21 protein-coding genes and 1 pseudogene are annotated in these 24,800 nt (G+C 43.0%); 13 read left to right on the top strand and 9 right to left on the bottom strand.

Annotation, left to right across the window (positions count from 1 at the left end):
* Positions 1–728: 728 nt before the first annotated feature.
* The 3 genes from ACFSR5_RS09045 to ACFSR5_RS09035 form a co-directional block, all read right to left on the bottom strand.
* On the bottom strand, positions 729–1,607 hold the full coding sequence (locus tag ACFSR5_RS09045) for a pirin family protein (protein WP_380902880.1): 879 nt from the start codon (positions 1,605–1,607) through the stop codon (positions 729–731).
* Between the two features lie 114 nt (positions 1,608–1,721).
* Positions 1,722–2,459 (bottom strand): metallophosphoesterase family protein, encoded by a 738-nt coding sequence (locus ACFSR5_RS09040; RefSeq protein WP_380902878.1) that lies wholly within the window; start codon positions 2,457–2,459, stop codon positions 1,722–1,724.
* A gap of 2 nt (positions 2,460–2,461) precedes the next feature.
* Complete coding sequence (locus ACFSR5_RS09035; RefSeq protein WP_380902876.1) at positions 2,462–3,205, bottom strand: nucleotidyltransferase; 744 nt, start codon at positions 3,203–3,205, stop codon at positions 2,462–2,464.
* A 380-nt stretch (positions 3,206–3,585) separates the two neighbouring features.
* Between ACFSR5_RS09035 and ACFSR5_RS09030 the strand changes: the two genes are divergently transcribed.
* From ACFSR5_RS09030 to egtB, 3 genes are read left to right on the top strand one after another with little or no spacing between them, the layout of a single operon-like run.
* Complete coding sequence (locus ACFSR5_RS09030; protein WP_380902874.1) at positions 3,586–3,813, top strand: hypothetical protein; 228 nt, start codon at positions 3,586–3,588, stop codon at positions 3,811–3,813.
* 54 nt (positions 3,814–3,867) lie between these two features.
* Entirely contained in the window at positions 3,868–4,887 is a 1,020-nt protein-coding gene (gene egtD, locus ACFSR5_RS09025; protein ID WP_380902872.1) for an L-histidine N(alpha)-methyltransferase, read from the top strand.
* Positions 4,888–4,907: 20 nt separating this feature from the next.
* Positions 4,908–6,071: an ergothioneine biosynthesis protein EgtB gene (gene egtB, locus ACFSR5_RS09020; protein ID WP_380902869.1), complete on the top strand. Its 1,164-nt coding sequence runs from the start codon at positions 4,908–4,910 to the stop codon at positions 6,069–6,071.
* Here the strand turns inward: egtB and ACFSR5_RS09015 are convergent.
* Positions 6,068–6,571, bottom strand: a complete 504-nt coding sequence (locus ACFSR5_RS09015; protein ID WP_380902867.1) for a GNAT family N-acetyltransferase — start codon at positions 6,569–6,571, stop codon at positions 6,068–6,070. The two genes, egtB and ACFSR5_RS09015, sit on opposite strands and share 4 nt — an antisense overlap.
* 120 nt (positions 6,572–6,691) lie before the next feature.
* On the bottom strand, positions 6,692–7,606 hold the full coding sequence (locus tag ACFSR5_RS09010; protein ID WP_380902865.1) for a DMT family transporter: 915 nt from the start codon (positions 7,604–7,606) through the stop codon (positions 6,692–6,694).
* Positions 7,607–7,690: 84 nt separating this feature from the next.
* Here ACFSR5_RS09010 and ACFSR5_RS09005 point away from each other — a divergent pair, with 84 nt between their 5' ends.
* From ACFSR5_RS09005 to ACFSR5_RS08975, 7 genes are all read left to right on the top strand, one after another.
* Positions 7,691–8,176, top strand: a complete 486-nt coding sequence (locus tag ACFSR5_RS09005; protein ID WP_380902863.1) for an Lrp/AsnC family transcriptional regulator — start codon at positions 7,691–7,693, stop codon at positions 8,174–8,176.
* A gap of 24 nt (positions 8,177–8,200) precedes the next feature.
* A complete protein-coding gene (locus tag ACFSR5_RS09000) occupies positions 8,201–8,551 on the top strand; it encodes a sulfatase-like hydrolase/transferase (RefSeq protein WP_380902861.1) in 351 nt (116 codons plus the stop codon).
* A 365-nt stretch (positions 8,552–8,916) separates the two neighbouring features.
* Entirely contained in the window at positions 8,917–9,963 is a 1,047-nt protein-coding gene (locus tag ACFSR5_RS08995) for a sensor histidine kinase (protein WP_380902859.1), read from the top strand.
* On the top strand, positions 9,960–10,718 hold the full coding sequence (locus ACFSR5_RS08990) for a LytR/AlgR family response regulator transcription factor (RefSeq protein WP_380902857.1): 759 nt from the start codon (positions 9,960–9,962) through the stop codon (positions 10,716–10,718). Before ACFSR5_RS08995 ends, ACFSR5_RS08990 begins: the two co-directional genes overlap by 4 nt.
* A gap of 128 nt (positions 10,719–10,846) precedes the next feature.
* On the top strand, positions 10,847–11,986 hold the full coding sequence (locus ACFSR5_RS08985; protein WP_380902855.1) for an efflux RND transporter periplasmic adaptor subunit: 1,140 nt from the start codon (positions 10,847–10,849) through the stop codon (positions 11,984–11,986).
* A 98-nt stretch (positions 11,987–12,084) separates the two neighbouring features.
* Positions 12,085–15,234, top strand: a complete 3,150-nt coding sequence (locus ACFSR5_RS08980) for an efflux RND transporter permease subunit (RefSeq protein ID WP_380902853.1) — start codon at positions 12,085–12,087, stop codon at positions 15,232–15,234.
* Positions 15,235–15,236: 2 nt separating this feature from the next.
* The gene (locus ACFSR5_RS08975; RefSeq protein WP_380902851.1) at positions 15,237–16,652 is read left to right on the top strand and encodes a TolC family protein; all 1,416 of its coding nucleotides are present in this window, start codon (positions 15,237–15,239) and stop codon (positions 16,650–16,652) included.
* Between the two features lie 574 nt (positions 16,653–17,226).
* Here ACFSR5_RS08975 and map read toward each other — a convergent pair.
* Entirely contained in the window at positions 17,227–17,988 is a 762-nt protein-coding gene (gene map / locus ACFSR5_RS08970; protein WP_380902849.1) for a type I methionyl aminopeptidase, read from the bottom strand.
* A 95-nt stretch (positions 17,989–18,083) separates the two neighbouring features.
* Here map and ACFSR5_RS08965 point away from each other — a divergent pair, with 95 nt between their 5' ends.
* Together ACFSR5_RS08965 and ACFSR5_RS08960 are read left to right on the top strand one after the other, a co-directional pair.
* Entirely contained in the window at positions 18,084–18,902 is an 819-nt protein-coding gene (locus ACFSR5_RS08965; protein ID WP_380902847.1) for a helix-turn-helix domain-containing protein, read from the top strand.
* Positions 18,903–19,023: 121 nt separating this feature from the next.
* A pseudogene (locus ACFSR5_RS08960) lies at positions 19,024–19,627 on the top strand (CatB-related O-acetyltransferase); the annotation flags it as partial.
* Positions 19,628–20,333: 706 nt separating this feature from the next.
* Here ACFSR5_RS08960 and ACFSR5_RS08955 read toward each other — a convergent pair.
* The 3 genes from ACFSR5_RS08955 to ACFSR5_RS08945 all read right to left on the bottom strand — a co-directional run bounded on the left by ACFSR5_RS08955 (position 20,334) and on the right by ACFSR5_RS08945 (position 24,185).
* A complete protein-coding gene (locus tag ACFSR5_RS08955; RefSeq protein WP_380902845.1) occupies positions 20,334–21,875 on the bottom strand; it encodes an NAD(P)H-hydrate dehydratase in 1,542 nt (513 codons plus the stop codon).
* A gap of 129 nt (positions 21,876–22,004) precedes the next feature.
* A complete protein-coding gene (locus ACFSR5_RS08950) occupies positions 22,005–22,991 on the bottom strand; it encodes a beta-ketoacyl-ACP synthase III (protein ID WP_380902843.1) in 987 nt (328 codons plus the stop codon).
* A gap of 42 nt (positions 22,992–23,033) precedes the next feature.
* Positions 23,034–24,185 carry a histidine decarboxylase gene (locus ACFSR5_RS08945; RefSeq protein WP_380902841.1) on the bottom strand — a complete coding sequence of 384 codons (1,152 nt, stop codon included), beginning with the start codon at positions 24,183–24,185 and terminating at the stop codon, positions 23,034–23,036.
* A gap of 164 nt (positions 24,186–24,349) precedes the next feature.
* Here ACFSR5_RS08945 and ACFSR5_RS08940 point away from each other — a divergent pair, with 164 nt between their 5' ends.
* Positions 24,350–24,793 (top strand): Lrp/AsnC family transcriptional regulator, encoded by a 444-nt coding sequence (locus ACFSR5_RS08940; RefSeq protein WP_380902839.1) that lies wholly within the window; start codon positions 24,350–24,352, stop codon positions 24,791–24,793.
* The last annotated feature ends 7 nt before the right edge of the window (positions 24,794–24,800 follow it).

Genomic DNA, 24,800 nt, shown 5'->3' with positions numbered 1-24,800 from the left:
TCTCGTGTGAGCGGCAAGAGGACATTAGCACCGTGATTATACGTCATCATACAGCGTAATTAACCTAGAAAGCGTGTAAACTGCGACTAAATAATCAATGAATGGCGGTCTTTTCGACCCTTTTAATCTGAAAGTCTTTTTTCGCTCGTTATGCCTGGACTTTCGGTAAAGCCAGTCGAATCGACTACTGCATTCTTCCTAGATAATGTCTCGTATGTTTCAAATTTATACCCATACATGTTATGATATCCCATGCAATATTCGAAACTCAGGCCCCATTTACTGTTTCGAAGCTTAGCCATATCAGTTTTGTCATTTGTCGCATAAGCGTTTTAAACCTATAAAATGCGCCACAAGGTTCATATTGGGGCAACTGAAAAATCAGTCTTCTTCTTGTTTTCTGCAAATTCAATCGTCACTGTTCCCATGGGCCATAATATTCAGTAGGATTTTTTAACGGGCATAGTCGGCTTGTCCGTTAATTACCCGAAAATCGAATCCATGTAAAAGCTGCAGGATGACGGATCATCGAGTATGGAATAAAACTATGCGCATGACTTTCCCTGTCCAGATGGTATTTTGCCAACTTCAGACATTATTCTATTGTCCATGCTTTAAACTAGCCACTCACGATCAATTCGTGTAAGCTACTTCCTTCCAAATCGGAATAGATTCGACTGAGTAAATAAGTTGGACACTGGTACACACGTATTCAGACGAGTTGGGCTTTAATCTTTCAGTTGTCCGAATTTGCCCGTTTGAAATTCTTCAAAGGCTTCCGTAAGTTCTTGCTGTGTATTCATAACGAAAGGACCATACTGTGCTATCGGCTCTCTTAAGGGCTGACCAGACAAAATGAGCACGACGGCATCTCCTTTCGCTTCAATCGTAAATTGTTCGCCTATCCGTTCAAATAGCGCTAGGTGATCAGTCGGCACGTCGGTATTGTCGTTTATACTAACATCTCCTTCGATAACCAACGCCATCGTTGTATAATCCACCGGCAAAGAAAATGCCGCTTTCGCTCCCTTTTTTGCTCTTAGGTTATAGATATGTACGGGAGAAAACGTTGTTGCAGGGCCAGATATACCTGCATACGTACCCGCGACAACTTCCACTTCTCCGATGCCAACTGTTAGCGGAACACGGCCGAAATCAGCATTTTTCAATGCTTGATACTTAGGAGATGTCAACTTGTCTTTCTTCGGGAGATTTACCCAAAGCTGCACCATTTGAAATTCGCCGCCTTTCTTACTCCAATTGGTTTCGTGAAATTCTTTGTGTAGAATCCCGGCTCCAGCGGTCATCCATTGTACGTCTCCTTCGGCAATGATGCCTCCACCACCACTACTGTCTGCGTGCTCCACCTTTCCTTTATAGGCAATAGTAACCGTCTCGAAACCTTTGTGCGGATGTGCACCTACACCCTTGGGTATTTCCGATGGTGGAAAGCTGTATTTTGAATTATAGTCGAGTACGAGAAATGGATCCATCACTTTCATATTTAATTTTGTACCGTTTGCGATAAAGCCGTGCACGCGAAATCCATCACCTACGAAGTGTGGGACGCCCGGTCTAACTACTTGTTCTACGCGTTTTGTTTCCATGATAGTCTCCTATTTTCCACAAAAGTACGTGATATAATTTGTGCATACATTGATGTAGGATAAGAAAGAACGGTTCTTGGCTTGAGTTGAAATTTTTGATACGCACGTGTTGCATCAAAGCTCCACGGTAAAAAATAACAATCCTTGTTGATGCTTACGAAGGACTGGAAGCGCTACATTATAAACGGGTAGTTTGTCGGAAATGTTTCCGAGCATTTGTCCTGCATGCGCATGTCCGTGAAAAACAGCGGAGACCTCTCGACGTTGCAAAGGTTCTGCTAGCAGGGAGGATCCTAGGAAGGGATAGATTTCTATCGGTTCCCCTTTAACTGTTTCCGCGATCGGCGAATAGTGCAAAAGTGCTACTTTGGGTATGTCGGGATGCTCCTGCTCGAGTCTGGCTAGTGCGCGGTCGAGCTGCATGGATTCGTCGACAGCTTCCTGTACAAATGCTTTCATAGCATCTTCACCAAACATGGATAGCATGTACCGATCAAATCCTCCCCCAAATCCTTTTACGCCTGCAAACCCTGTATCTTTTATAACTACAGACTCTCCATCGAGCATATGCACGTTGCCCGCAAAAAGCGCCTGTCTTATTAATTTGTGTCGGCCTTTTTCATAGTCGTGATTTCCCAGTACTGCGACGGCCGGGACGTGAATGCCGTGTAGTTCCTCTGCGAGTATATGAGCTTCTTCTTCATCCCCGGTGTCCGTTAGATCGCCGCAAATGACAAGAACATCTGCGCGCTCTGCGATCTCGTTGAAGCAATGTTTCCATTTGCCTTTATCGCTCATCTTCACATGAAGATCTGCCATGGCAGCAATTTTTATTGTTTGGCGTTCGGACATATTTAAACAGTTTTAATAGTGTACGATTTAAAGTTCCATTCGCGGATATCCACCTGATACTGGGTTTGATCTATCAGTGGTCCGCGACATACGCGTTCTACAGGAGGTGGAAGATCGTATTGCTCCTCCGCACGTTTCAGCAATGTCATAAATAGCCATTTGGGGATAGTATCGGCGTAATCTGCTGGATACACAAACTGAAAACTGAGTAGCTGTCCCAACAGTAAATGCCAATGCGCGTCCATACGGAATAGTAGATGGTTCCAGTCCAATTGTTTCCCATGCTTTAATATCGTATGATTAATATCCGCGCTGTCATTTCGTTCCCTATTCTGTACATACAGTTTGCACCAAATAAGCTCTTCTGCAGGGATAAAGCGGACAGGCAGATCCATAAACACTCCATGGGCCGAACGTTCGTACCACGTGTCGTCTACCGTACAAATATGGTTAACGCTGTCAAAAATAATGTCTATAAAAAAATCGCCTTTGAAAATCTTCGCAAGCCATCTTACATCCGTATGTTCAATGCGGAAACCCTGCTCAGAAAAGTATTTTAGAATAGCGGTGTACTCGGAACTTTTGCAGAATATATCTAGATCTTTCGTATCACGAAATATGCCCGTGTAATTAAACATAGCAAATGCGCCTCCAAGCATGTAGGGCACGCCACTCTGGTTGAGCAACGTTATAGCCTCTTTAAAGAAATCCGATGACGATTCTTGATGATTCTTGTTCTCGTTCATAAACAATTCCTATAGATGTGCTGATTGTGATACTAACGTTTTTCTCGCTTAGATCGAATACGCCAAACCAGAAAGATCGATAATGCAACGAACACAATGACAAATAGTATGGATAGTAACATCTTCTTCTAATTTTTTAAATTTACTTTGCTTAGAGAACAGACATCTTAAATTTTCGTTTTGTGGTCCGAACTTTCAGTTGTTTTTACACGACCTATGGATCGTCTTGCAACAAATACGCGAAATAAGCTTAATCTCGGCGTATAAATACGTTTTTACAAACGACTGCCAACTTGTTGGTGCCGAAAGTGTTCATTAGAAAACACACAAGTGAATAATCGGGTTGGTGGCTATCGCGCAAAACCCACAATTACATTCTTATGAAAAAGACTAGTTTATTGATGTTGATTTGTTTCACACTATTGATGACGGCCTGTGGCGGAGGGAAGGACGTCGAAACTCAAGATACCGATCCGGGACCTGTCAGTGAATCGGATAAATCGAGATATAATTTAAATTCGACTGACGAACCACTTTATGGTACGACAGATACCTTAAAGCAAGATTCGTTGGAAAAAGCAGATTCTCTCAATCAGTCGAACCCATAGCAAGTAGACCGCTAACTTACTCTACGTGGATGGGTAAGGCTAAGAACAAAAAAAATGCGATCGCCCTATAAGTATGTGGGAAAGCTATATCCTATGTTTGATCAGTCTCAATACGTTGATGCTTCTTTCTCCGTCAATTTTTCCTTTTATGAAGAGGTGGTGAAGGGGCTTTCCACTTCGCAAAAGACATTACCTTCCAAATATTTTTATGACGAACGTGGAGATCGTCTTTTTCAAGCAATCATGCATTGTCCTGAATATTATTTATCACGTTGCGAGCAGGAAATTTTTGAAAGTAGACAAGCTAAAATGGCAGAGTTGCTTTTTTCTAAACGACAGCGCATCGATTTGATTGAGCTGGGGGCTGGAGATGCCTCGAAAACCTTCCATTTGCTGAAATATTTATTGGAAAATCAATACATGGTCACTTATAGGCCGTTAGATATTTCTGCGCATATTTTGTTTGAGCTCGCAGCTGACCTTCGCGCCCGCATTCCACAGTTGAATATTGAAACGATTCCGGCAGAGTATATTCGTGGACTGGAACAAATTGTACGTCAATCGAGTGCTCCGAAAGTATTGTTTTTTCTTGGAGCAAACATTGGAAATATGACCAAGATAGAAGCACATACATTTTGCCGTACATTACGCTCCAAATTGCAGCAAGGGGACAAAGTGTTGATAGGGTTCGATCTCATCAAAAATCCGCGAATTATACAAGCTGCTTATGATGATCAAGACGGACTTACTTGGGATTTTAATATCAACCTCTTGACAAGGATCAACCGAGAGCTCGGCGCTAACTTTAATCCTGACCTCTTTGAACATTACTGCACCTATATTCCAGAAACGGGTGAATGTCACAGCTACCTTGTAAGCCTAGTGGCTCATGAAGTAACCTTTCCAGATCGAAAAATTTCCTTTGAAAAGGATGAATTGATTCATACAGAGGTATCCCGAAAATATCAAAGGTGGGAGATAGATAGTATGGCGCTCACTACTGGATTTTCACCCGTACATGCATTCCTTGATAACCGTCAGTGGTTTGTGGATGTTGTCTGGGAAGCAATTTAATGGTTATTGAGAATATGCTAATGGAAAATTTATTGCAAAAATACCAAATAGTGCGAGAGGAATCTCAACGTATATGCGCGCCCCTTGAGAAAGAGGATTACGTTGTCCAGCCCATTCCAGACGTAAGTCCTCCCAAATGGCATCTCGGCCATACTACGTGGTTTTTTGAAACATTTTTACTATCTGGCAGAGATCACTATAGGTTGTTCGATGCTCAGTACAATTATGTATTCAATAGTTATTATGAGTCTGTGGGAGCGCGGGTAATTCGTGCCGATCGCGGAAATCTAAGCCGGCCGACGGTTGATGACGTCTATGCTTATCGTAATTATGTCGACAAACAGATGGAGAGTTCGATGTCAGTTTTAGAAGCTGATCCCGCAACGAGTAAACTCGTAACGTTGGGGTTGAATCACGAACAACAGCATCAGGAACTTCTAATGACGGATATAAAATATATACTTGGTCATAATCCACTCTTTCCGCCGTATGAATTGGGTTACAAATTGACAGCAAACATCCTTGGCTCTTTCGGCGGATTCATATCCATCGATGAAGGATTGTATAAAATTGGTTATGCGAGTGATGGTTTTTGTTTTGATAACGAACAGGGACAACATCGCGTTTGGCTGGATGCTTTTTCGATATCATCACAATTAGTCACAAATGCCGAATTTTTAGCATTTATTAAAGATGGCGGATATACGGATGTTCGGCATTGGCACGCGGAAGGGTGGGAGTGGGTTTGTCAGGAAAAGATTAAAAGCCCACTCTACTGGTACGAAATAGATGGCGAGTGGATGTATTACACGCTCGCAGGCCTGCGTAAATTGGATAAGGAGGAGCCCGTTTGCCATATTAGTTTTTACGAAGCGTCTGCATATGCCTCTTGGAAAGGCCTTCGTCTGCCCACAGAAGCAGAATGGGAGGTGGCTGCCGAAAAATTCAACTGGGGAAGACGATGGGAGTGGACAAATAGTGCGTACCTGCCTTATCCGGGGTTTCAAAAGGCATCCGGACCTATTGGAGAATACAACGGTAAATTTATGGTAAATCAAATGGTGTTGCGAGGTGCTTCGGACGTTACACCGGCGGGGCATAGTCGTATAACGTACCGAAATTTTTTCCATCCCCCACTTCGCTGGCAGTACACGGGGATCCGGCTAGCTAAAAGTATTTGCTAAGAAACTTTCCTCCCTAATATTTTCAAGCTATAGGTTTGGTTATCCATTTCGGCGATTGAGGGGAAATGTCCCCATTCTTCGAAACCAAAGCGATGAAATAGAGACAGGCTTGGGATGTTATGGGCAAAAATGTAGGCCAGCAAAATTTTAATGCCAAAGGAGGGTGCGAGGTTAATTGCGTGTGCTAACACACGTTTGCCTAAACCTAAACCACGTGCGGAAGGCGTCAGATAGATACTTACTTCTACTGTTCCATTGTAGGCAGGGCGGCCATAAAATGATTGAAAACTCACCCAACCGATAATCTCCCCTGTATGGTTTTCTACCACCCATAGAGGTCGTTTATCTGCAGTATGTTCTTCGAACCATGCAATCCGACTGTCTAAAGTCACCTCTTCCGTGTCAGCCGTTACCATGCGGGAAGAGATTGTTGTATTGTAAATGGCAACGATATCAGCTAAATCTGCCCGTTGTGCGTCTCGGTATACCAATATATCCATATATGTGAAATATGGTACAAAACTAGATAATTCTGCATAAGAAATAAGCATATCAACGGTAAAATAATAGTGTAACGAGGTACAGCTACTTTTGACGTATTGATGCCACGGCTTCTTTTTTTAGGATTTCGAACTATAGCTTAAAATAAATATAGTCGATACAATACAAAGACTTCCAAGATAATCCAAACCTGTGAAAACAATCTGTAGCCAAAATACTCCAATGACCATGGCAGATAAGGGTTCTGCCGATGCTAAAAGGCTGGCTTTTTCACCACCAATCATCTGTACGGCCTTTAGATAACAATAAAACGGGATCAACGTACCTAATAGTATGATATAACCGAGCGCAGCGTACGTATTTGTGTCCCAAATCCCGGATACATCCCATGGGGAACGGATTGGAGAGAATACAATCCCTCCGATCAACATGCCCCAGCCGACAACGAGGGCAGGCGAATGGGTGACGAGAAGGCGCGCCGGCAATAAAGTATATACGGCGAGGGCTATAGCCGACGAAATGCCTAACAAAAAGGCTTCAGGAGATAAGGATAGCTCTTTCGGGTTACCATGCGTAACCAGCAAGAACGTGCCAAGCATCGCCAATATCAGTGCGACAAACTCCTTTACGGAGGGCATGCGTTTCTTCGATATAGCCATATAAACCACAATCAGAACAGGGCCGATGTACTGCAGCACCGTTGCAGTAGCTGCGTTAGAGTATTTGATTGCTGCAAAATACGTATATTGTACCGCTACCATGCCAAGCACGCTGAATGATAAAAGCAGAATACAGTCCTTCTTATTTTTCCAGATGGATAAGACCTGCTCCCCTTGTGCAACGGATAGGACCAACAGCAATCCGCCTGCTGCGAGCAAACGAACGGAAATGAGCCATTCCACATCAACGCGCTTCTCCTGAAATAAATATTGTCCTACAGTACCTGAGATTCCCCAAAGCACTGCGGCTAGTAAAGCCATCAGGATATGTTTACTGTTCTTTTGCTGAAGGATGCTCCGCGTAATTGTTTGCATAATCATTCTTGAGACGACAAACATACGCTCTTCTGTTGGTAATATTTGCTTATTTTTAGGGGTGATTTTGAAATTTTATTTCATATGGAAACACTCGATGATTTTGATATAGCCATCTTGCGCTTTGCGCAGACGAATAATTATATGCCCCAGCGGGAAATCGGTGAAAAAATTGGACTATCAACACCAGCCGTACAACGGCGAATTAAACGTTTGACCAAGTTAGGTTTCATTTCTTCAAATGTAGCGATCGTCGATCGGGAGAAATTGGGACACTACGTAACCCTGTTGGTCGAGGTTTCGTTGGAGAGCGAGAAAGCGAACGATATTGATCAAGCCAAATTCTTGTTTCGCGCTCGTCCTGAAGTTCAGCAGTGTTACTATGTGACAGGCGACACTGATTTTATCTTGATCGTCGTCGTTCCTTCGATGCATCATTATGAATTGTTAACCCGCGAATTGTTCTTTGGTAATCCAAATGTTAAACATTTCAAGACCTTCGTCGCAATGGATTTAGTAAAGGTCGGAACGACGATCTCGTTAGATAAACACGGAACTACATCCTTTTAATTTTAAAAGATAACATGGTAAAAAATGTACTATTTTCTAGCTGCTTTCTTTACAAATCTACTATTATGTACACTTGTTGGAGCGCAGGCAAGAAAAACACCTAACCATCTAAATGTCTTGTTTCTTAGTGCGGATGATCTACGTACTGATTTGAGTATATATGAACATCCAACAGCTAAGACGCCAAATCTTGACCGGTCGCTGGGGGAAGGTGTTAGGATCCAGCAGGCATATTGCCAATATTCATTATGTAACCCTTCACCGTCCTCTTTGCTATCAGGAAAGCAATCTACCAACAGTCGGCTGTACGGTAATCGAGAATGTTTTAAAGCCTACTTTCCCGATTGGCTTTCCTACTGGATCTATTCGTCGTAGAAATGCCGACGTCCGTATTCCGACCCGTGCACAGGAAATGAAAGGCATCGGTACTTAGAATCCAAGGTACCAAAACCCATGCAATTCGGTTCTTTTTATAAATCAGTTTTTTCCTTGATTAGGACGGCTTCGGCAGTACGATTTCACAGTTCAGCTAACAAAAACTCCATTTAAGGAAGAAAAAAATAGAAGTATGTGCGCATCCGCGTATTTTTGTAAGTAGAAAACATTCAATGTCGATGAAATTGTTGGTGGATGATAAAATTTAAAGCGAAAGGGAGAAGTGCATGTCACGTTTGTTAAGGGGGCGGTTGATGCGATTTGGTTTAAGTAACAAAAAGCGGGACGCATTTTTAAACAACGGTATGAAGCGTATACTGCTCGTTTTTTTTGCATTTGTATTGTTGTACGTCGTAACCTTTATTATTGACCCATATTCACCCTACTGGGATGGTTACTTTAAGCGGCAATCTTTAGCCTTAGACCTGCTATTCTCTTTTTTACTTTGTTTTTTGTACAGTGAGACTAGTATCTTTATCAGCGCGCGGCTGAACAAAAGAATGCCTTGGACAGAAAATCCGGTAAAACGTTTTCTCGTTGAAGCAATACTCGTTTTATGGAGTGTATTGCTGATCAATTTTATAGGCGACTCAGCGGCTGTTTTATTTATTAATGAACCCTGCGGAGGTATTTGGCGTGAGGTATCAAATGAAGAAGCCCGTGGAATGCTGCAATGGACTGTTGTTAGTGTGATGATTGCGTTTATGATTGTGGCTGTTAATACCGGAAACTACCTAATTCAGAATTGGAAGAACGCCGCGGTGCGCGCTTCCGAACTTAATCAGATGGCTACCGAGGCGGAACTGCAATCCTTAAAAATGCAGATAGATCCACACTTTGTCTTTAATAACCTAAGTGTTTTATCGGAACTTATTCTAGAAGATCAACAGTTAGGCTATGAATACGCCGAGAACTTTTCAAAAATTTACCGCTATATGTTGGTGAACTCAAAAAAAGATGTCATCCCCTTAGACGACGAACTTCGATTTCTGCATTCCTATATCTTTTTGATAGAGAACCGTTTCGGCGAAGGTGTTCGGTTTCTGATCCATGTGGTTCGGGAGGCGAGGCAATATTTTACGCCTCCACTTACCTTACAATTGTTGGTAGAAAATGCACTAAAACATAATAAAACCAGTAAAAAGGATCCGCTACTAGTTCGAATATATACCCTTGATGCGCAAACTCTCGTGGTGGAAAATAACTGTCTGCCAATCGAGCGAGATCAAGATTCCTCAGGGATCGGCATCCGAAATATCATTAGAAGGTACAATTTGTTGGGCGAGCGAGAGCCGGAGGTTAAACTGGAGGGCGATCTATTTAAAATTATTATTCCGTTGATAAAGAGATGATAAGAACGCTAGTCATTATAGAGGATGAACGGCCAAACGCGGACCGCTTAAAACGATTACTCACGACAATACGGCCTGACACAGAAATAATTGCCGTATTAGAAGATATTGCTGAAAGCGTCCGTTGGTTTTCTGCAAATCCACATCCAGATGTCGTGCTCATGGACATTCGTTTATCGGATGGTTTGAGCTTTGAAATATTTGAAGAAATTAAATTATCGTCTTCCGTTGTCTTTACGACCGCTTACGATGAATATGCACTACGTGCTTTCAAACACAACGGAATAGATTACTTGTTAAAGCCTATCGAAGCGAACGAGTTGCGGGAAGCGTTAAACAAGGTAGACGCTGCTCTTGTGCCGCGCGTACAAACGCTTTCTCTAGAGCACATGCTTAATTTCTTCAAACCGAAAGAATTTAGAAACCGTTTTTTACTGCCATTTAGAGACGGGTATAAGACGATCTTGGTTCAAGATATATCCTTCTTTTATTCTGAATTAAAGATTACTCATGCCAAATTAGGAAACGGTCTGGATGAGATCATTCCACTGACGATGGAGGAGCTTGATCAGCAGCTGGATCCCAAAATATTCTTCCGAGCCAACCGACAATTTATCGTGCATATTGATGCGATAGCTGGAGTACATAACTATTTTAATGGAAAGTTGAAACTTGCTATCAACAAGTATCCCGACATTGACGTGGTAGTCAGTCGAGAAAAGGCGTCGTCACTGAAAAACTGGTTAGATTTCTAATCCGTTAACGAGATTTTCAGCCAAAAGTCTGTTCGTTTCGGATTGGAATATCCCCGTTTCAGTCATTTTTCCGTTCATTCCTGACTTTTCTTTTGCTTGATTTGCCCTGCAAAATAACGTAAGTGAACATGGTTAAGCGATTTTTTAGGACAGCAAAAACAATAAGAGTGTCGTGCGCAGTGGTAATTTGGTTAATCTCTTGCGGGGGACCTCAACAAGAAGGGGCCGGTGGAATAGCACCCGTCGATGTAGATTTTATGGACGTGCAACCGACAAGTACCGCAGTGGAAAAAAGGTATCCTGGAACCATAGAAGGAACTGTAAATGTAGATGTCAAAGCACAGGTTACTGGCTATTTGGAAAGGATATATGTACAAGAGGGAGATTATGTGCAGCAAGGACAAACGTTGTTTAAAATAAAAGATGACGTCTATTCGGAACAAGTCGAAAATAGTGCGGCATCCTTACAGGCAGCTCTAGCGGCCGAGGAAATAGCGCGGATTGAATTAGAAAAGATCCGCCCGCTTGTTGCGGGAAAGGTGGTTACCGAATTACAACTAAAAACAGCAGAGGCAAACTATGCTGCTTCTAAAGCGCAAGTGTCGCAAGCACGTGCAACACTTGGATCAAGCCGGATAAATGCAGGCTTTACATTGATCAAAGCGCCAGTGGGCGGCTATATTGGTCGCATTCCGAATAGGGTGGGTAATTTGATAACGCCCGCAGATCCGCTTCCTCTTACAACATTGTCTGAAATTCATCAGGTGTTTGTCTATTTTTCGCTAAGCGAAGCTGATTATCTCGCCTTCTTTCAAGATCAGCAGCAAAATAAAGAAATGAATAGCGTAGAGTTTATCATGGCAGACGGAAAGAAGTATGCACATACAGGACGTCTTGAAGCGGCCAGCGGTAATGTGGATCGTACAACCGGAAGCGTGCCTTTAAAGGCAGTATTCGTAAATCCAAATAAGATGTTACGGGCTGGAGGCTCCGGTAAAGTAATTATTCGTAAAAAACTCGATAATGTGCTTACGGTCCCGATGGCGAGCGTGAAGGACATTCAAGATAAGTATTTCGTATTTACACTGGGAGACAGCAATAAGATCGCTATGAAAGCCATCGAGATCGCAGGACGTGCCGAAAATGATTATATCCTGAAATCAGGTTTAAACCAAGGGGAGAAAGTGGCTCTAAATCGTATAGATATTTTAACAGAAGGCATGTCGGTTGTCCCGTCTTTATCCGATAGCACTAAAACCAGCCAATAATGTTGACTAAATTTAAAACCGCGAATAGTAGTGCGTAATGTACGAAATTATACGCGTTCTTGCACTTTTTAAACAGATACTTTCAGAAAAGGGAACACATGTTAAAGAAAATAATAGATAGACCAGTTTTTGCAACGGTTATCTCCGTCGTAATCGTCATCTTGGGAATTCTCGGATTAATCAGTTTGCCAATTACCCGATTCCCCGATATTGCCCCGCCTACGGTTATGGTTAGCGGAAGCTATCCAGGAGGGAATAGTGAGACGGTGATCCGATCAGTGGTTACGCCATTAGAGGAACAAATCAATGGGGTTGAAAATATGCAGTACATCACCTCCACAGCCAGTAACGACGGTACCTTCTCCGTTCGTGTGGTCTTTAAACAAGGTGTGGATCCCGACCAAGCGGCCGTGAATGTCCAGAATCGTGTACAGCAGGCTACGCCGATCCTTCCCCAAGAGGTAGTTCGAATGGGACTTACCACATCGAAGCAGCAAAATAGCATGATCATGATCTTTAATATCTATACGGAAGATAATGAGAAATATGATGAACTTTTTTTGCAAAATTATGTAAACATCAACCTCATCCCGCAGATTAAACGGGTGCCTGGGGTGGGGCAGGCACAGGTATTCGGTATGAAAGACTATTCCATGCGTATATGGTTAAATCCGGAACGTATGGCTAATTATGGCTTAATTCCGCAAGATGTGACAGCAGCGGTAGGTAGTCAAAGTTTAGAGTCTGCTCCGGGTAAGCTGGGAGAAGAATCCAAAGCCGCCTTAGAATATGTGATTCGGTATAAAGGAAAGAAGAATTTACCGGAACAGTATGAAAACATAGTAGTGAAACGCGTTGGACCGGATCTGGTACGCTTACGGGATGTCGCGCGCGTTGAATTTGGTTCGATAAGTTATAGTGGAGATAATACTATGAATGGTAAAAATGCGGTTACAGTGGCTATTCTACAAACATCGGGATCGAACGCCAACGCAATTGAGGTTGGCGTGCGCGATGAGATTATAAAGGCGGCGCGCGCATTTCCTCCTGGTATTAAGCACGGAAGTGTGATGAGTACCAAAGACAGATTGGATGAGGCTACGGGACAGGTAAAGTCTACACTGGTCGAAGCGTTTATTTTGGTTTTTATCGTTGTTTTTCTGTTTTTGCAAGACTTACGATCAACTATTATTCCTGCTATTGCCGTTCCGGTGGCTATTGTTGGAACTTTTTTTTTCCTATTGATTTTCGGTTTCACGATCAACATCCTGACACTGTTTGCATTGGTTTTAGCTATTGGGATTGTCGTCGACGACGCTATTGTGGTTGTAGAAGCTGTACATAGCAAAATGGAAGGCACAAACCTATCAGGGAGAGAAGCCACACATCATGCAATGGGTGAAATTACCGGTGCTGTAGTTTCCATTACCATGGTTATGGCTGCTGTGTTTATTCCTATTGGTTTTATGACCGGCTCTTCTGGTTTATTCTATAAGCAGTTTGCTTACACATTAGCAATTGCCATTATCATCTCTGCAGTAAACGCGTTAACACTTACACCAGCATTGTGCGCGCTTCTTTTAAAAAATCAACACCAAGCAGGTAAAGATGGCGAACACAAGAGGATGAAATTCGGCAAACGTTTTTTTATTGCTTTTAATACAGGTTTTAATAACTTGACCGAACGCTATATCAGAGGTGTTCGTTTCTTAGCCTCAAAAAAATGGCTCGCTGGGTTTTTGGTTGTATTAATTATTGCCGTGGCTGGCTATTTGATGAACAGTACGTCAAGAAGTTTTGTGCCCATGGAGGATGATAATTTCATCGTATATAGCTTAAGTATGCCGCCTGGGACAGGCTTAGATCGTACCACCGCTGTAGCGGGACGTATAGATAGTATCCTTGGCAAGATGGAAGCTGTCGAAAGTAATTCAGGTATTACGGGGTTCAACATATTAAACAATAGCGCCGGACCAGCGTATGCGGTAGGATTTGTAAAACTGAAAGAACCGAAAGACCGTGGCACCATAAAGGATATTGAGATTATTAATGGGATAATTTCGGAGAAGTTTGCGGGAATTAAGGAGGGCACAGCTATGGCTTTCCGTATGCCACCGGTAGACGGTTATGGTGTTACCTCAGGAGCCGAACTGGTATTGCAAGACCGCATGGGAAAAGACCCTGCTTCATTAAAAGCAATGGCTGATAAGGTGATCGGGCAGATTATGCAACAGCCGGGGGTACAATATGCGTATACGATGTTTCGGGCGGACTTTCCACAGCTAGAACTTGAAGTGGATGAAGAACGGGCGGCTCAGTTAGGAGTAAACGTAAGCTCGATGCTTGGCGCAATACAAACATATTTCTCTGGAGATCAGTCGTTGAATTTCTCCCGTTTTGGTAAATTTTATCGAATCAATATCAAGGCAGATGGTGTTTTTCGTATGGATCAAGAAGCTTTTAATGAAATTTTTGTGCGCAACGACCAAAATCAAATGGTTCCAGTGAAATCGCTGGTCACCCTCCAGCGCGTCTATGGCCCAGAGTCCGTTAGCCGTTACAACCTATACAACTCGTTGACCATTAATGTAGTGGCTAATCCGCAAACAAGTAATGGAGCGGTTATGAATAGCTTAGAACGTGACGTATTGAGCAAATTACCAGGGGATTACAGCTACGAATGGACAGGCTTAAGTTTGGAAGAGAAATCGTCTGGAAACCAAGCCGTTTTTATCTTAATATTAAGTTTACTATTTGTGTATTTCCTGTTATCTGCACAGTACGAAAGCTATTTGTTGCCTTTGGCCGTTCTCTTGTCTATTCCAACAGGAATTATCGGCGCCTTTTTGGGAATCAAAGCCATTGGATTAGACAATAATATTTATGTACAAGTAGGATTAATTATGTTGATAGGCTTGTTGGCCAAGAATGCGATCCTCATCATTGAGTTTGCGGTGCAGCGCCGAAGGTCAGGAATGTCCATTCGAGAAGCCGCGCTGGAAGGATCAAAAGCGCGTCTACGTCCGATTATCATGACCTCATTGGCTTTTATTGCGGGGATGATACCTTTGATGTTGGCCACGGGGGGGGCAGCCGCTGGGAATAAGTCAATTAGTACCGGTGCAGCCCTAGGAATGTTAACGGGTGTTATTTTGGGGATATTTGTTATTCCGTTATTATTTATGCTATTCCAACATTTACAGGAGAAGGTTGGAAGAAATAGAAAAGAAGACGTATTAAAAGGATAGACATGATGAAATTAAAAATAGTTAAGTTGTGCTTTAGTGCTTTGGCGATTTTGATCGTATCATGTAATGTGGGTAAGCGCTATAGCCGTGGCGAGTTGGTACTTCCGGAAAATTATCGAGAAGAGAACTTGACGGTGACAGCCGATACAGTGGCTTTATCTTGGCGGACATTTTTTAAAGAACCGACATTGATAGGCCTAATTGAGCAAGCCTTAGCGCATAACAATGAAATTTCGGTTGCTCTGCTCCATATGCAGCAACTAGACTTGTCGTACAAGCAAGCGAAACGCGAACTATTGCCCTCGCTAAACCTGAATGTCGGGGCTAACCGTACGTGGTTGTCAAAAAACTCGTTAAACGGCTCGTTAGGACAAGAGTTTTTAGGAAGCGATTATATGGACGATTATAATGCAACGCTACAGCTACAGTGGGAAGCGGACATTTGGGGAAAAGTGGCCAAACAAAAAGAAGAAGCTTGGGCGCACTATTTTGCTCAAAAGGAAAACGTGTCTGCATTAAAAACACGTATTATCGTGCAAGTCGCTCAGGCGTACTACAACCTGTTGGCGCTGGATGAGCAATTGCACGTTGCGCGAAAAAATGTTGAGATAGGTGAGACGACGTTGGCGATGATTAAGCTACAATACAATTCGGCCCAAGTGAATTCGTTGGCTGTTGAGCAGGCAACAGCTCAAAAAAAGACTGCAGAATTACTTGTTCCGTTGGCCAAACAGCAGATCGCCGTGCAGGAGAACGCACTTCAAATTCTCTGTGGAAATTACCCAGATAGTATACAACGTGTAGAAACATTGGCTGAAGCGGTTCCGGAAAGTGTCTTTTCTACGGGGGTGCCAGCGTTATTGCTCAGCCGTCGTCCCGATGTAAAAGCTGCGGAATATGCTGTAGTAGCTGCAAATGCCAAGACGGGTCTCGCACAGGCAGCCATGTATCCTTCGTTAAGCCTAACACCATCTATTGGGATGAATTCTTTCAAGCTGGATAGTTGGTTTGACTTTCCGGGATCGTTAGTAAAGACAGTAGGTGTAAATCTGACGCAGCCTATTTTTCAGAAGAAAGCACTCCAAACTGCGTATGAAATAACGCGATTGGAACAGGAAAAGGCAGTGGTTGCTTTTAAACAGTCGATTATAACGGCCGTTGGGGAAGTATCGGACGCTTTGTCATCCGTCAAATATAGCGACGAACAGCTTGCCCTGATTAGTGAAAAGAATGCTTCTTTAACCAAAGCGACAAACGATGCGTTGTTGCTGTACCAAAGCGGGCTGGCCAATTACCTGGAGGTAATTACTGCACAAAACAATGCATTGCAAAATGAATTGGAAGCGATTACGGTACATCGTGACAAGTTGCAGGCATTGACGATGTTATACCGCGCGCTAGGAGGGGGCGTTGAGTAAGCTTGTCAATAGGCTTATTGTGCAACGATGAACCCATTAATGTGCCAGAAACGGATAGCGACGACATTATGCTGTTAGCAGTCACGTTTCTAGGGATGCAGTAATTTGTCTATTCCTAGGTATGGTCGGCAATATAGGCTTGATTCGGAACATAACATAGACCGTCGTCATTTACAACATACTGTTATCATGAACCGCTTATTCATGAAGCTTTTTGCACGACGGTTCGTAAGTAAACGGTTCCTCGTGAAGTGTAAGTAGCTCACGTGGTAGGCAGCACCGTAGCGTTGGTCCATAAGCCATGTTGGCGCAAATACATGCGTGTCATGCCGGTCTAGCGCAATCGTTCTAACATGGCGCTGTTTAGCGTAACGTGATGTATTAATAGAAATCCGCGGTAGCTGTCTCTTTTTACCTGCGCATACCAAGAGCAGTCAAGCTATTGGGAAAACGGCAGGCGTTGTATTGCCTACGTTATGGCCAGCGACCGATAGCGTAATGATACAACAGGTATTCGTAGCTACCTCTATGATCGTATACGCTTCAACGGATCTATTGATGTATGTTAGACGCGTTAAGTTTTGTACAAGATAGGCGTGAGTATAATCGGCACGGTGTCGGTAATTACTATCGAAACTTCGTGTTGGACGGCTACTCCCCCTCGGTTTCCCACGAGTGTGAACCCATCAGCCTGACCTACAGCACGCCAAGACTGTGTGTTGAAGAAGGTCTCGATCGCAACCACGGTTCCCTTTCGAAACCGTCTCTTATCTAAGATATCTCGAAAATTTAGAATGTCAGTTGGTTCTTCATGCAATGCTCGACCAAGGCCATGCCCTCCTAAATTTTTGATGACCCGAAATCCTTCCGCATTAGCACTATGTTCTATGAAGGCACCAAGCGTCTGTATCTTGCTGCCCGATCGTAGCCGTGCTACGGCACTTTGCAGCGTATCTAATGAGCAATCCACGAGCTTTTGTCGGCCGTGGATATCTTTTCCAACTACAACAGACGCGCCATTGTCAGCCCAATAGCCACACCATTCTGCAGAAACATCGATGTTTATAACATCTCCTTCTTGCAGGATAGTTTCTGCCGATGGAATCCCATGTGCGACGACTTCATTGACACTGATGCAGGTCGCTCCTGGGAAATCATAGGTTAGTTGGGGAGCTGATCGCGCGTCCCTTGTCGCGAGATAGGTTTCGCCGAGGAGGTCTAACGATTTCGTTGTTATACCTGGACGCACATGTTGGAGCATGTGATGCAGTGTTTCGGCCACGATCTGACCCACTTGTTTAAGCATGGAAAGTTCTTGTTCAGAAGTAACTATCATAAAACTTTTTTCTAGCAAAAATACGAGCTTGCTTTTGTTAGGTGGTAGTAAATCTTGGACAGAGGTATCTAAATAAATGTGTATTTTTGTGAAACATGCCGTTACAATATTTAGCATCGATTAAATTCTCTTCAACTTACGCGCCTTATCGTCTAACGGCGCAGGACGATGTGGCTGATGCGATAGAGGGCATTTACCAATTCGAATTAGCGGATTTTAATTGCCATGTAGCTCTATTCAATGATGGCTACCCCGCGTTGATGATTATGCCTAATCCGTCTATGGTATCTGCCTGCCATGTTGGAGAGCAATATATTTCCTTGGGGTCGATGTGGTTCACGGCGGGTGTGCTCCGCCGCGCCATTTGGCAGCCAGGGCAATACAACGGTATGCTGACGGTCATTCGTTTTTATCCTGGAGTCTGGCAGCGATTGACTGGAAAACCTGCCGTGCAGTTCCCGTTTGTCCACGATTTAGCAACCTACGCGCCGACTTTTTCAAGGCAGTGCATCCGGTTTTACGACGAGCCGCGGATTGATTTATCCATTCACAACCTCCTTGCACAAATCATGAAAAATGGTCGCGATAACGTACCCATTGATAAACCCTGGAAGAAATTATTAGAATATCCAAACGACCCGCATGCTCGCGAGGACTACTGTTTGTCAAAGAAAGGTTATTATTCCAAATCCGTTCAACGACTATTTAAACGAACTATGGGGCTGGGACCTTATCAGTTTGAACAGCTGCATCGATTTTTACGGGCTTTCTATAATTTGAAAGAGAATAAGAATGTTGGCCTCCATGAGATGGCATTTTTATGTGGTTATTATGATGCCAACCATTTGATTAAAGATTTTAAAAAATATGTTGGAAAATCGCCCCGTCTCTTCCTGTTGCAGGAAACTGTATAAATTAAATGTTATGAAAGTCGCAATAATGTAAATCAGCCATCTCTTATAGTTGATTTTAGGAGTTCAGACTCCTTAATTCGTTATGAATAGGAAAGATATTTTGGTTTATTAGAAATACACTATGAAAAATCATTTTGAAAGTCTGTTTCGAGGTAAAATTATTGCCGACCACAATACGAATCCAAATATTATCGCTGGTAAGTATAGCTACTATTCGGGCAATTATCATGGACATACTTTTGAGGATTCACCTGCTACTTGTTCCCGGATCGAGATGATGCCGACAAATTACGGATTGGTAGTTCCTGTTCTATAGGACCGGGAGCTTCATTTATTATGACCGGAAATCAAGGTCATCGACAAGACTGGATATCGTCTTCTCCATTCTTTATATGCATGAAGAATCTGCGTTCGAAGGGAGTATCAATGGTTATTGTAGAGCAGGCGACACAGTAGTCGGGAACGACGTATGGAGTGGCGGAGAAGCCATGATCATATCCGGTATTCATATTGGAGATGGGGCGATCATTAGGAGTCGGGCGTTGGTGACTAAAAACGTAGCATCGTATACGTTGATTGGTGGTAATCCCCCTCGCGAGATCAAAAAACGCTTCTCGCAAGAGGAAATCGAATGTTTATTAGATATGCGGTGGTGGGATTGGGATAAGGGCAAGATACAGGCGGCTATACCGTTGTTTTGTTCCCACGATGTCAAAAAATTGTACGGTTTTCACGAAAGATACCGGCATAAAGTAGGAAAATATCGATGCGATCTGCCACAGATCATATCCCGCATGGTGGTACGATGGGGAACCCTAAAAAAATGTTAAAAATTCCAGAATGTGAAGCAATAGGATATACGCCTCTTATGTGAACCTAACGCTAGATAAGATTTATATCGTTTGATACACATCTCAGGAAATAATACACGGAAATGGCTAAACGTTAGGAAACTTGGACCATAGAAAGACAAGCTTCTGCACATGTCCTACAAGCATGGGAGCATTGTCGACAATGATCCATACCATGTTTCGCATGCTCATCGCATTCTTCAGCGCATGCCATGCAGGCATTTGCGCAAAGCTCGCAAATCTCACTGTTAAAATGTCCATCCATTGCCATAATCGTCGCTGCTGTGCGACAAAGTACTGCACATTCTTGAGTTAGTTGGATGCAGTCGCGTAATTTATCTATCTCTTTTTCTCGGAAACAAGCTTGTGCACATTGTAAGCAAGTTGTGGCGCAAGCGTAACAGATGCTTATACATTCATTTATCTTTTCTTGATTCATAGTGTTTCCTTTAATGCACGTTGACCACTAGCTAATGCGGCTACTCGCGCTGTTCATGATTCTATCTCTCTAAGCATAGAACCATTAGAAAACCATTTTGTTCGAATGGAAGTTAAAGTACGCCACATATATCAGCGTATTTTAGGCTGTATGTTTTGTTTGTTGGGGTTGTACGGCTTTCCAGGCGTTAGAAATATTATGGATAATATCACTCGCCAGGAGACTTTTCGGATGAATAGAGAGGGTTGCTTGATCTCCCGCTAAACCGTGGAGATATACGCCGATGATAGCTGCCTCTTTGGGTTCGTATCCTTGGGCAAGTAGGGCGGTGATCATACCTGAAAGCACATCTCCGCTACCCGCAGTGGCCATGCCTGGATTTCCTGTCGAATTAAAATAAATAGGACCATCAGGAAGGACAACAGCGGAATGTGCCCCTTTTATAACGAGGATTTGATGGAACCGACGGCACCATGTTTGTGCTTTCCGAAATTTAATAGCGTCAATATCCCATTGGCCTAGTAATCGTGATAATTCCTTGGGATGTGGCGTGAGAATGCTGTTCGCCGGAATAAGATCATGCCATTCCGGACGGATGGATAAGATGTTGAGCGCATCCGCATCAAAAAGTAATCGAGGTTTATGCGACATGTCTTTAATCCGTTGAAAAAATCTGAAGAGTGCCTGTTGAGTTTCCGGAGCTGTTCCCATTCCCATCCCTAAAGCGCTGGCTGAGTAGCGGGACAAATCCTCTGGGAAGGCGTGGATGATATCCATCGTGGAATCTGTCTCTACGAGCGCTTCAGGAAATGAATTTTGTATAATTTCGTATCCGCAAGCAGGTACGTATGCCGTTACTAAGCCACATCCGGTTCTTAATGCAGCTTTGCTCGCTAAGATAACAGCTCCTATGCTTCCTCGTTTCCCACCAGCGATCAGTGCGTGTCCGAAAGTCCCCTTATGCGAAAACTTTTCCAATGGTTTCAGGATAGGCGTGAGATCCTCTTTACAAGTAAAAAAATAATTTGTCGGAATTGCCGCTGCTATTTTCTTATCTAGGCCAATGTCGAGTATGCTAAACGATCCCGAAAGTGTTGCATACTCGGGAAGTAACAAATTTAGTTTTGGATATGCAAACGTATACGTGTGATTGGCGTGGATAACAGGGGCTCCTATTGGCAGCGGCAGGTCCGCGGGTAGCCCTGAAGGTATGTCAATGGAAACCACGGGTAAACAGGCACGACTTATTTGTTCAAAAAGTATATGCCATACGTTATCAAGTGGGCGGGATAGGCCATGACCAAATAGTGCATCGATTAACACAGAATGTGCAGGAAAGGGGATATGCATGTCTGGTTGGAGCGTCATGACTTCAACTTGAACTTGTTTCAATTTCTTTTGCTGGCATATATTCTCGTCACTATAACGTTCGTGCTCTAAGAGATACGTGCTCACCCGATGACCAGCTTCATGTAGCATACGCGCCAATGCCAATCCGTCACCACCATTGTTTCCGAATCCACAAAGGACAATATAGGACTGACAGCATTCCCCAGCAGATTTTTGCAACGCATGGAATACCATGCGAGCGGCTCTTTCCATTAAAATATGGGATGATATGGCTTGCTGATTTATTGTTTCTTTTTCAAGAAGTCTGATCGATGTTGTTGAAAGGATTTTCATCGTGTTCTTTTCCTATAAAGCTAGGTAAAACTCCATAAAAAGAACCTGAAGATGGTCGAAAAGTTTTTGGAACTGTTCGACAGAAAAAGCCATCCCTTAGGATGGCTCATGAATGATCAAAGTATGTGTTTAAATGGCCCAACGGAGCAAGCTAGCTCCCCATGAGAACCCTGCACCAAACGCTGTAAGCATCAACAGATCTCCCTTTTGTATGCGTTTGATATTTTCCCATATGCAAAGAGGAATTGTAGCCGCAATAGTGTTACCTAAGTACTCGATATTGCTCAGTGTCCTCCCTTCCGCGATGTTGATTTCCTTACCTACAGCGTCGATAATACGTTTGTTTGCTTGATGCGGGACAAGCCAATTTACTTGGTTTATGTCGAGGTTGTTCCGTTGCAGTACTTGATTACAAGCATCACTCATCGATTGAATAGCTTGTTTAAAAACAACACGTCCGTCTTGACGGATGTATTTCTTTTCCACTTCGATTAATCCGTTGTTGCCAGAGTTCAATGATCCGCCACCTTCAATATTCAGAAACTCGCGCCCATCACCGTTACTCTGCATAAACGCATCGATGATGCCATTTTCCACCGAAGGTTCGAGCCATACCACACCTGCACCATCGCCAAATAATATATTCGTAGAGCGGTCTTGAATATCCACGAACGCACTAATATTATCCGCGCCGACCACTAATACATTTTTGTACCGACCCGATTCAATCAGGGAAGCTCCCATATCTAGGGCGTAGAGGAAACCGGAACAGGCAGCATTCATGTCAAACGCCCATACATTGGTTAACTGTAGTTTTTTTGCAATGATATTCGCGGTGGCTGGCATCATGACGTCAGGCGTAGAGGTCGCTACAAGGATAGCATCTACATCGTTTAGATTCTTGTTGTAGTGCGAACAGAGATCCTTGATCGCCATGACGGCCATATCGGAAGTTGCCAGATCCTTATCCAATATTCGACGTTCCTTAATACCTGTACGTTTTATAATCCACTCGTCAGACGTGTCACAGACCTGCTCCAGATCAAAGTTCGTTCTTCGCTTTTGAGGAACGTAACCACCTATTCCTGTGATTGCCGCGTAAGGGGTATGTTGCATATATTCTCTCTTCAAATAAAAACAGCCAAAGGTACGGATTTTTTATGGTACTAGTTCCTCTTCTTCCATTTCCTTCTGTTCGAAGAGCGCTATATCTGCCACGAATTCGTCAATTTTTTCTTTGGTTACCCCCGGCATACAAATAATATGGCTAATACCTCCACCCGTAGCAATCTGCCACTTTTCCACCAGAGTTTTGTCACGCAGGGCTGGGAATACGACCGTCATCGCATCCATATTGCGCCAGGCAGGAATGCCGATTTCTTGCAATTTTTTCATGGCATATTCGGCATTGGCCAAGCACGCTACTGCCCGCTCGCGAAAGCCCTCTTTTCCCATACACTTCATCGCATACCAAAGGAAAACTGGCGTGTGTCCGTTTCTACTTCCGGATATGGTAGTGTCAATGGTACCAATATAGGCAACTTGTCGCCCAATACGGTCCTTGTGATTCTTTTTAATGAGGACTAATCCGCAAGGTAGTGGTGAACCTATGAACTTATGGCCGCTGATGGATATGCTATCCGCTCCGAATGTAAAGTCAAAGTTTGGCTTTAAATCGAGCAACATACTATAAACGCCAGCTAAAGCAGCATCACAATGAATGTAGTAATTATCAATGCGTAACTCGTGCATAATGCGCCGGTATCGCGTGATATCATCTTTAGCTTCGGTCATCGTACTTCCTATGTTTGCAATCAAGATTACCGGTTTCTGCCTATTAAAATCGATCATCTTACGCAAATCCTCGTAATCTATTTCCCCGGTAGATTGCGTGCGTATTTGAATACTCTCCATGTTCAGGAGCTTAATATTTTTTTGTATGCTATAGTGCGTTGCATCAGAATAGTATACTACACCATTGGCATAGAGCTCCCGAGCTGCATATAATGCGTATAAATTTCCCTCCGATCCTCCGTTGTTAATATATCCCCACCAGTTGTTTTCAGGAGCGCGAAAGAGGTCGGCAAAAAAAGCTAAAACCTCTTTTTCCATTTCTCGGGAACTGAGATCGTATGTCGATGACAATAGAGGATCGCCGATATTGTTAAGGGGTAGCTTGAGCAGAGGATACAGCAGTGCGTAATCAAAATCTTGCGCAATAGGATAACCGATAAAATTTTTCGCACGGTCAAATGCCTTATGCATATAATTGGAGAGTTTATCTTGGTCGAAGGGGCTAAGTGTATACATTGTTTTTTGTGGGTAATGAAATTTTATACGAAATTCTTATTTAAAGTTTTTATTTTTTAAATTTGTTTAATTTTGAAATTTTATTTTAAGTTGTTGTTGTATTGTGCTCTTTTAATCTAATTTCCAGTTCTGATGAAGCACGATAGGAAATTATAATTCATACAATGGTTCTTGACGAAACGGATCTGCAGATTTTGAGACTTCTTAGCAAGAATGCCCGGCTCACAAACAAAGAAATAGGTGAACGGTTGAACAAGACGGCTACTCCGATATTTAAGCGGATCAAGCGGTTAGAAGATCATGGGTACATACGAGGGTATGTCGCAGTTTTGGATTATGATAAGCTAGATCGAGGATTGGTTGCTTTTACACATGTGCAAATTAAAGATCACTCCCGTGTAGGTTTGCAGGATTTTTTAGAAAGAGTCATTGCTTTTGATGAAGTATTGGAATGCTATCAAACCTCAGGAGAGTTTGATTTCATTCTTCGTATTGCCGCTAGAGATATAAAAAGTTATCAAGAATTCATGATCAATAAATTGATTGATTTGGTGCCCTTGACCTCCGTAAAGAGTACTTTTGTCATGCGAGAAGCGAAGAAGGAGTAAAGTTTAT

The organism is Sphingobacterium suaedae (genome assembly GCF_042684625.1).
In the GTDB taxonomy this organism is placed as follows: domain Bacteria; phylum Bacteroidota; class Bacteroidia; order Sphingobacteriales; family Sphingobacteriaceae; genus Sphingobacterium; species Sphingobacterium suaedae.
The sequence above is the reverse complement of the archived record's forward strand: the minus strand, read 5'-3'. Positions and strand labels throughout refer to the sequence as shown.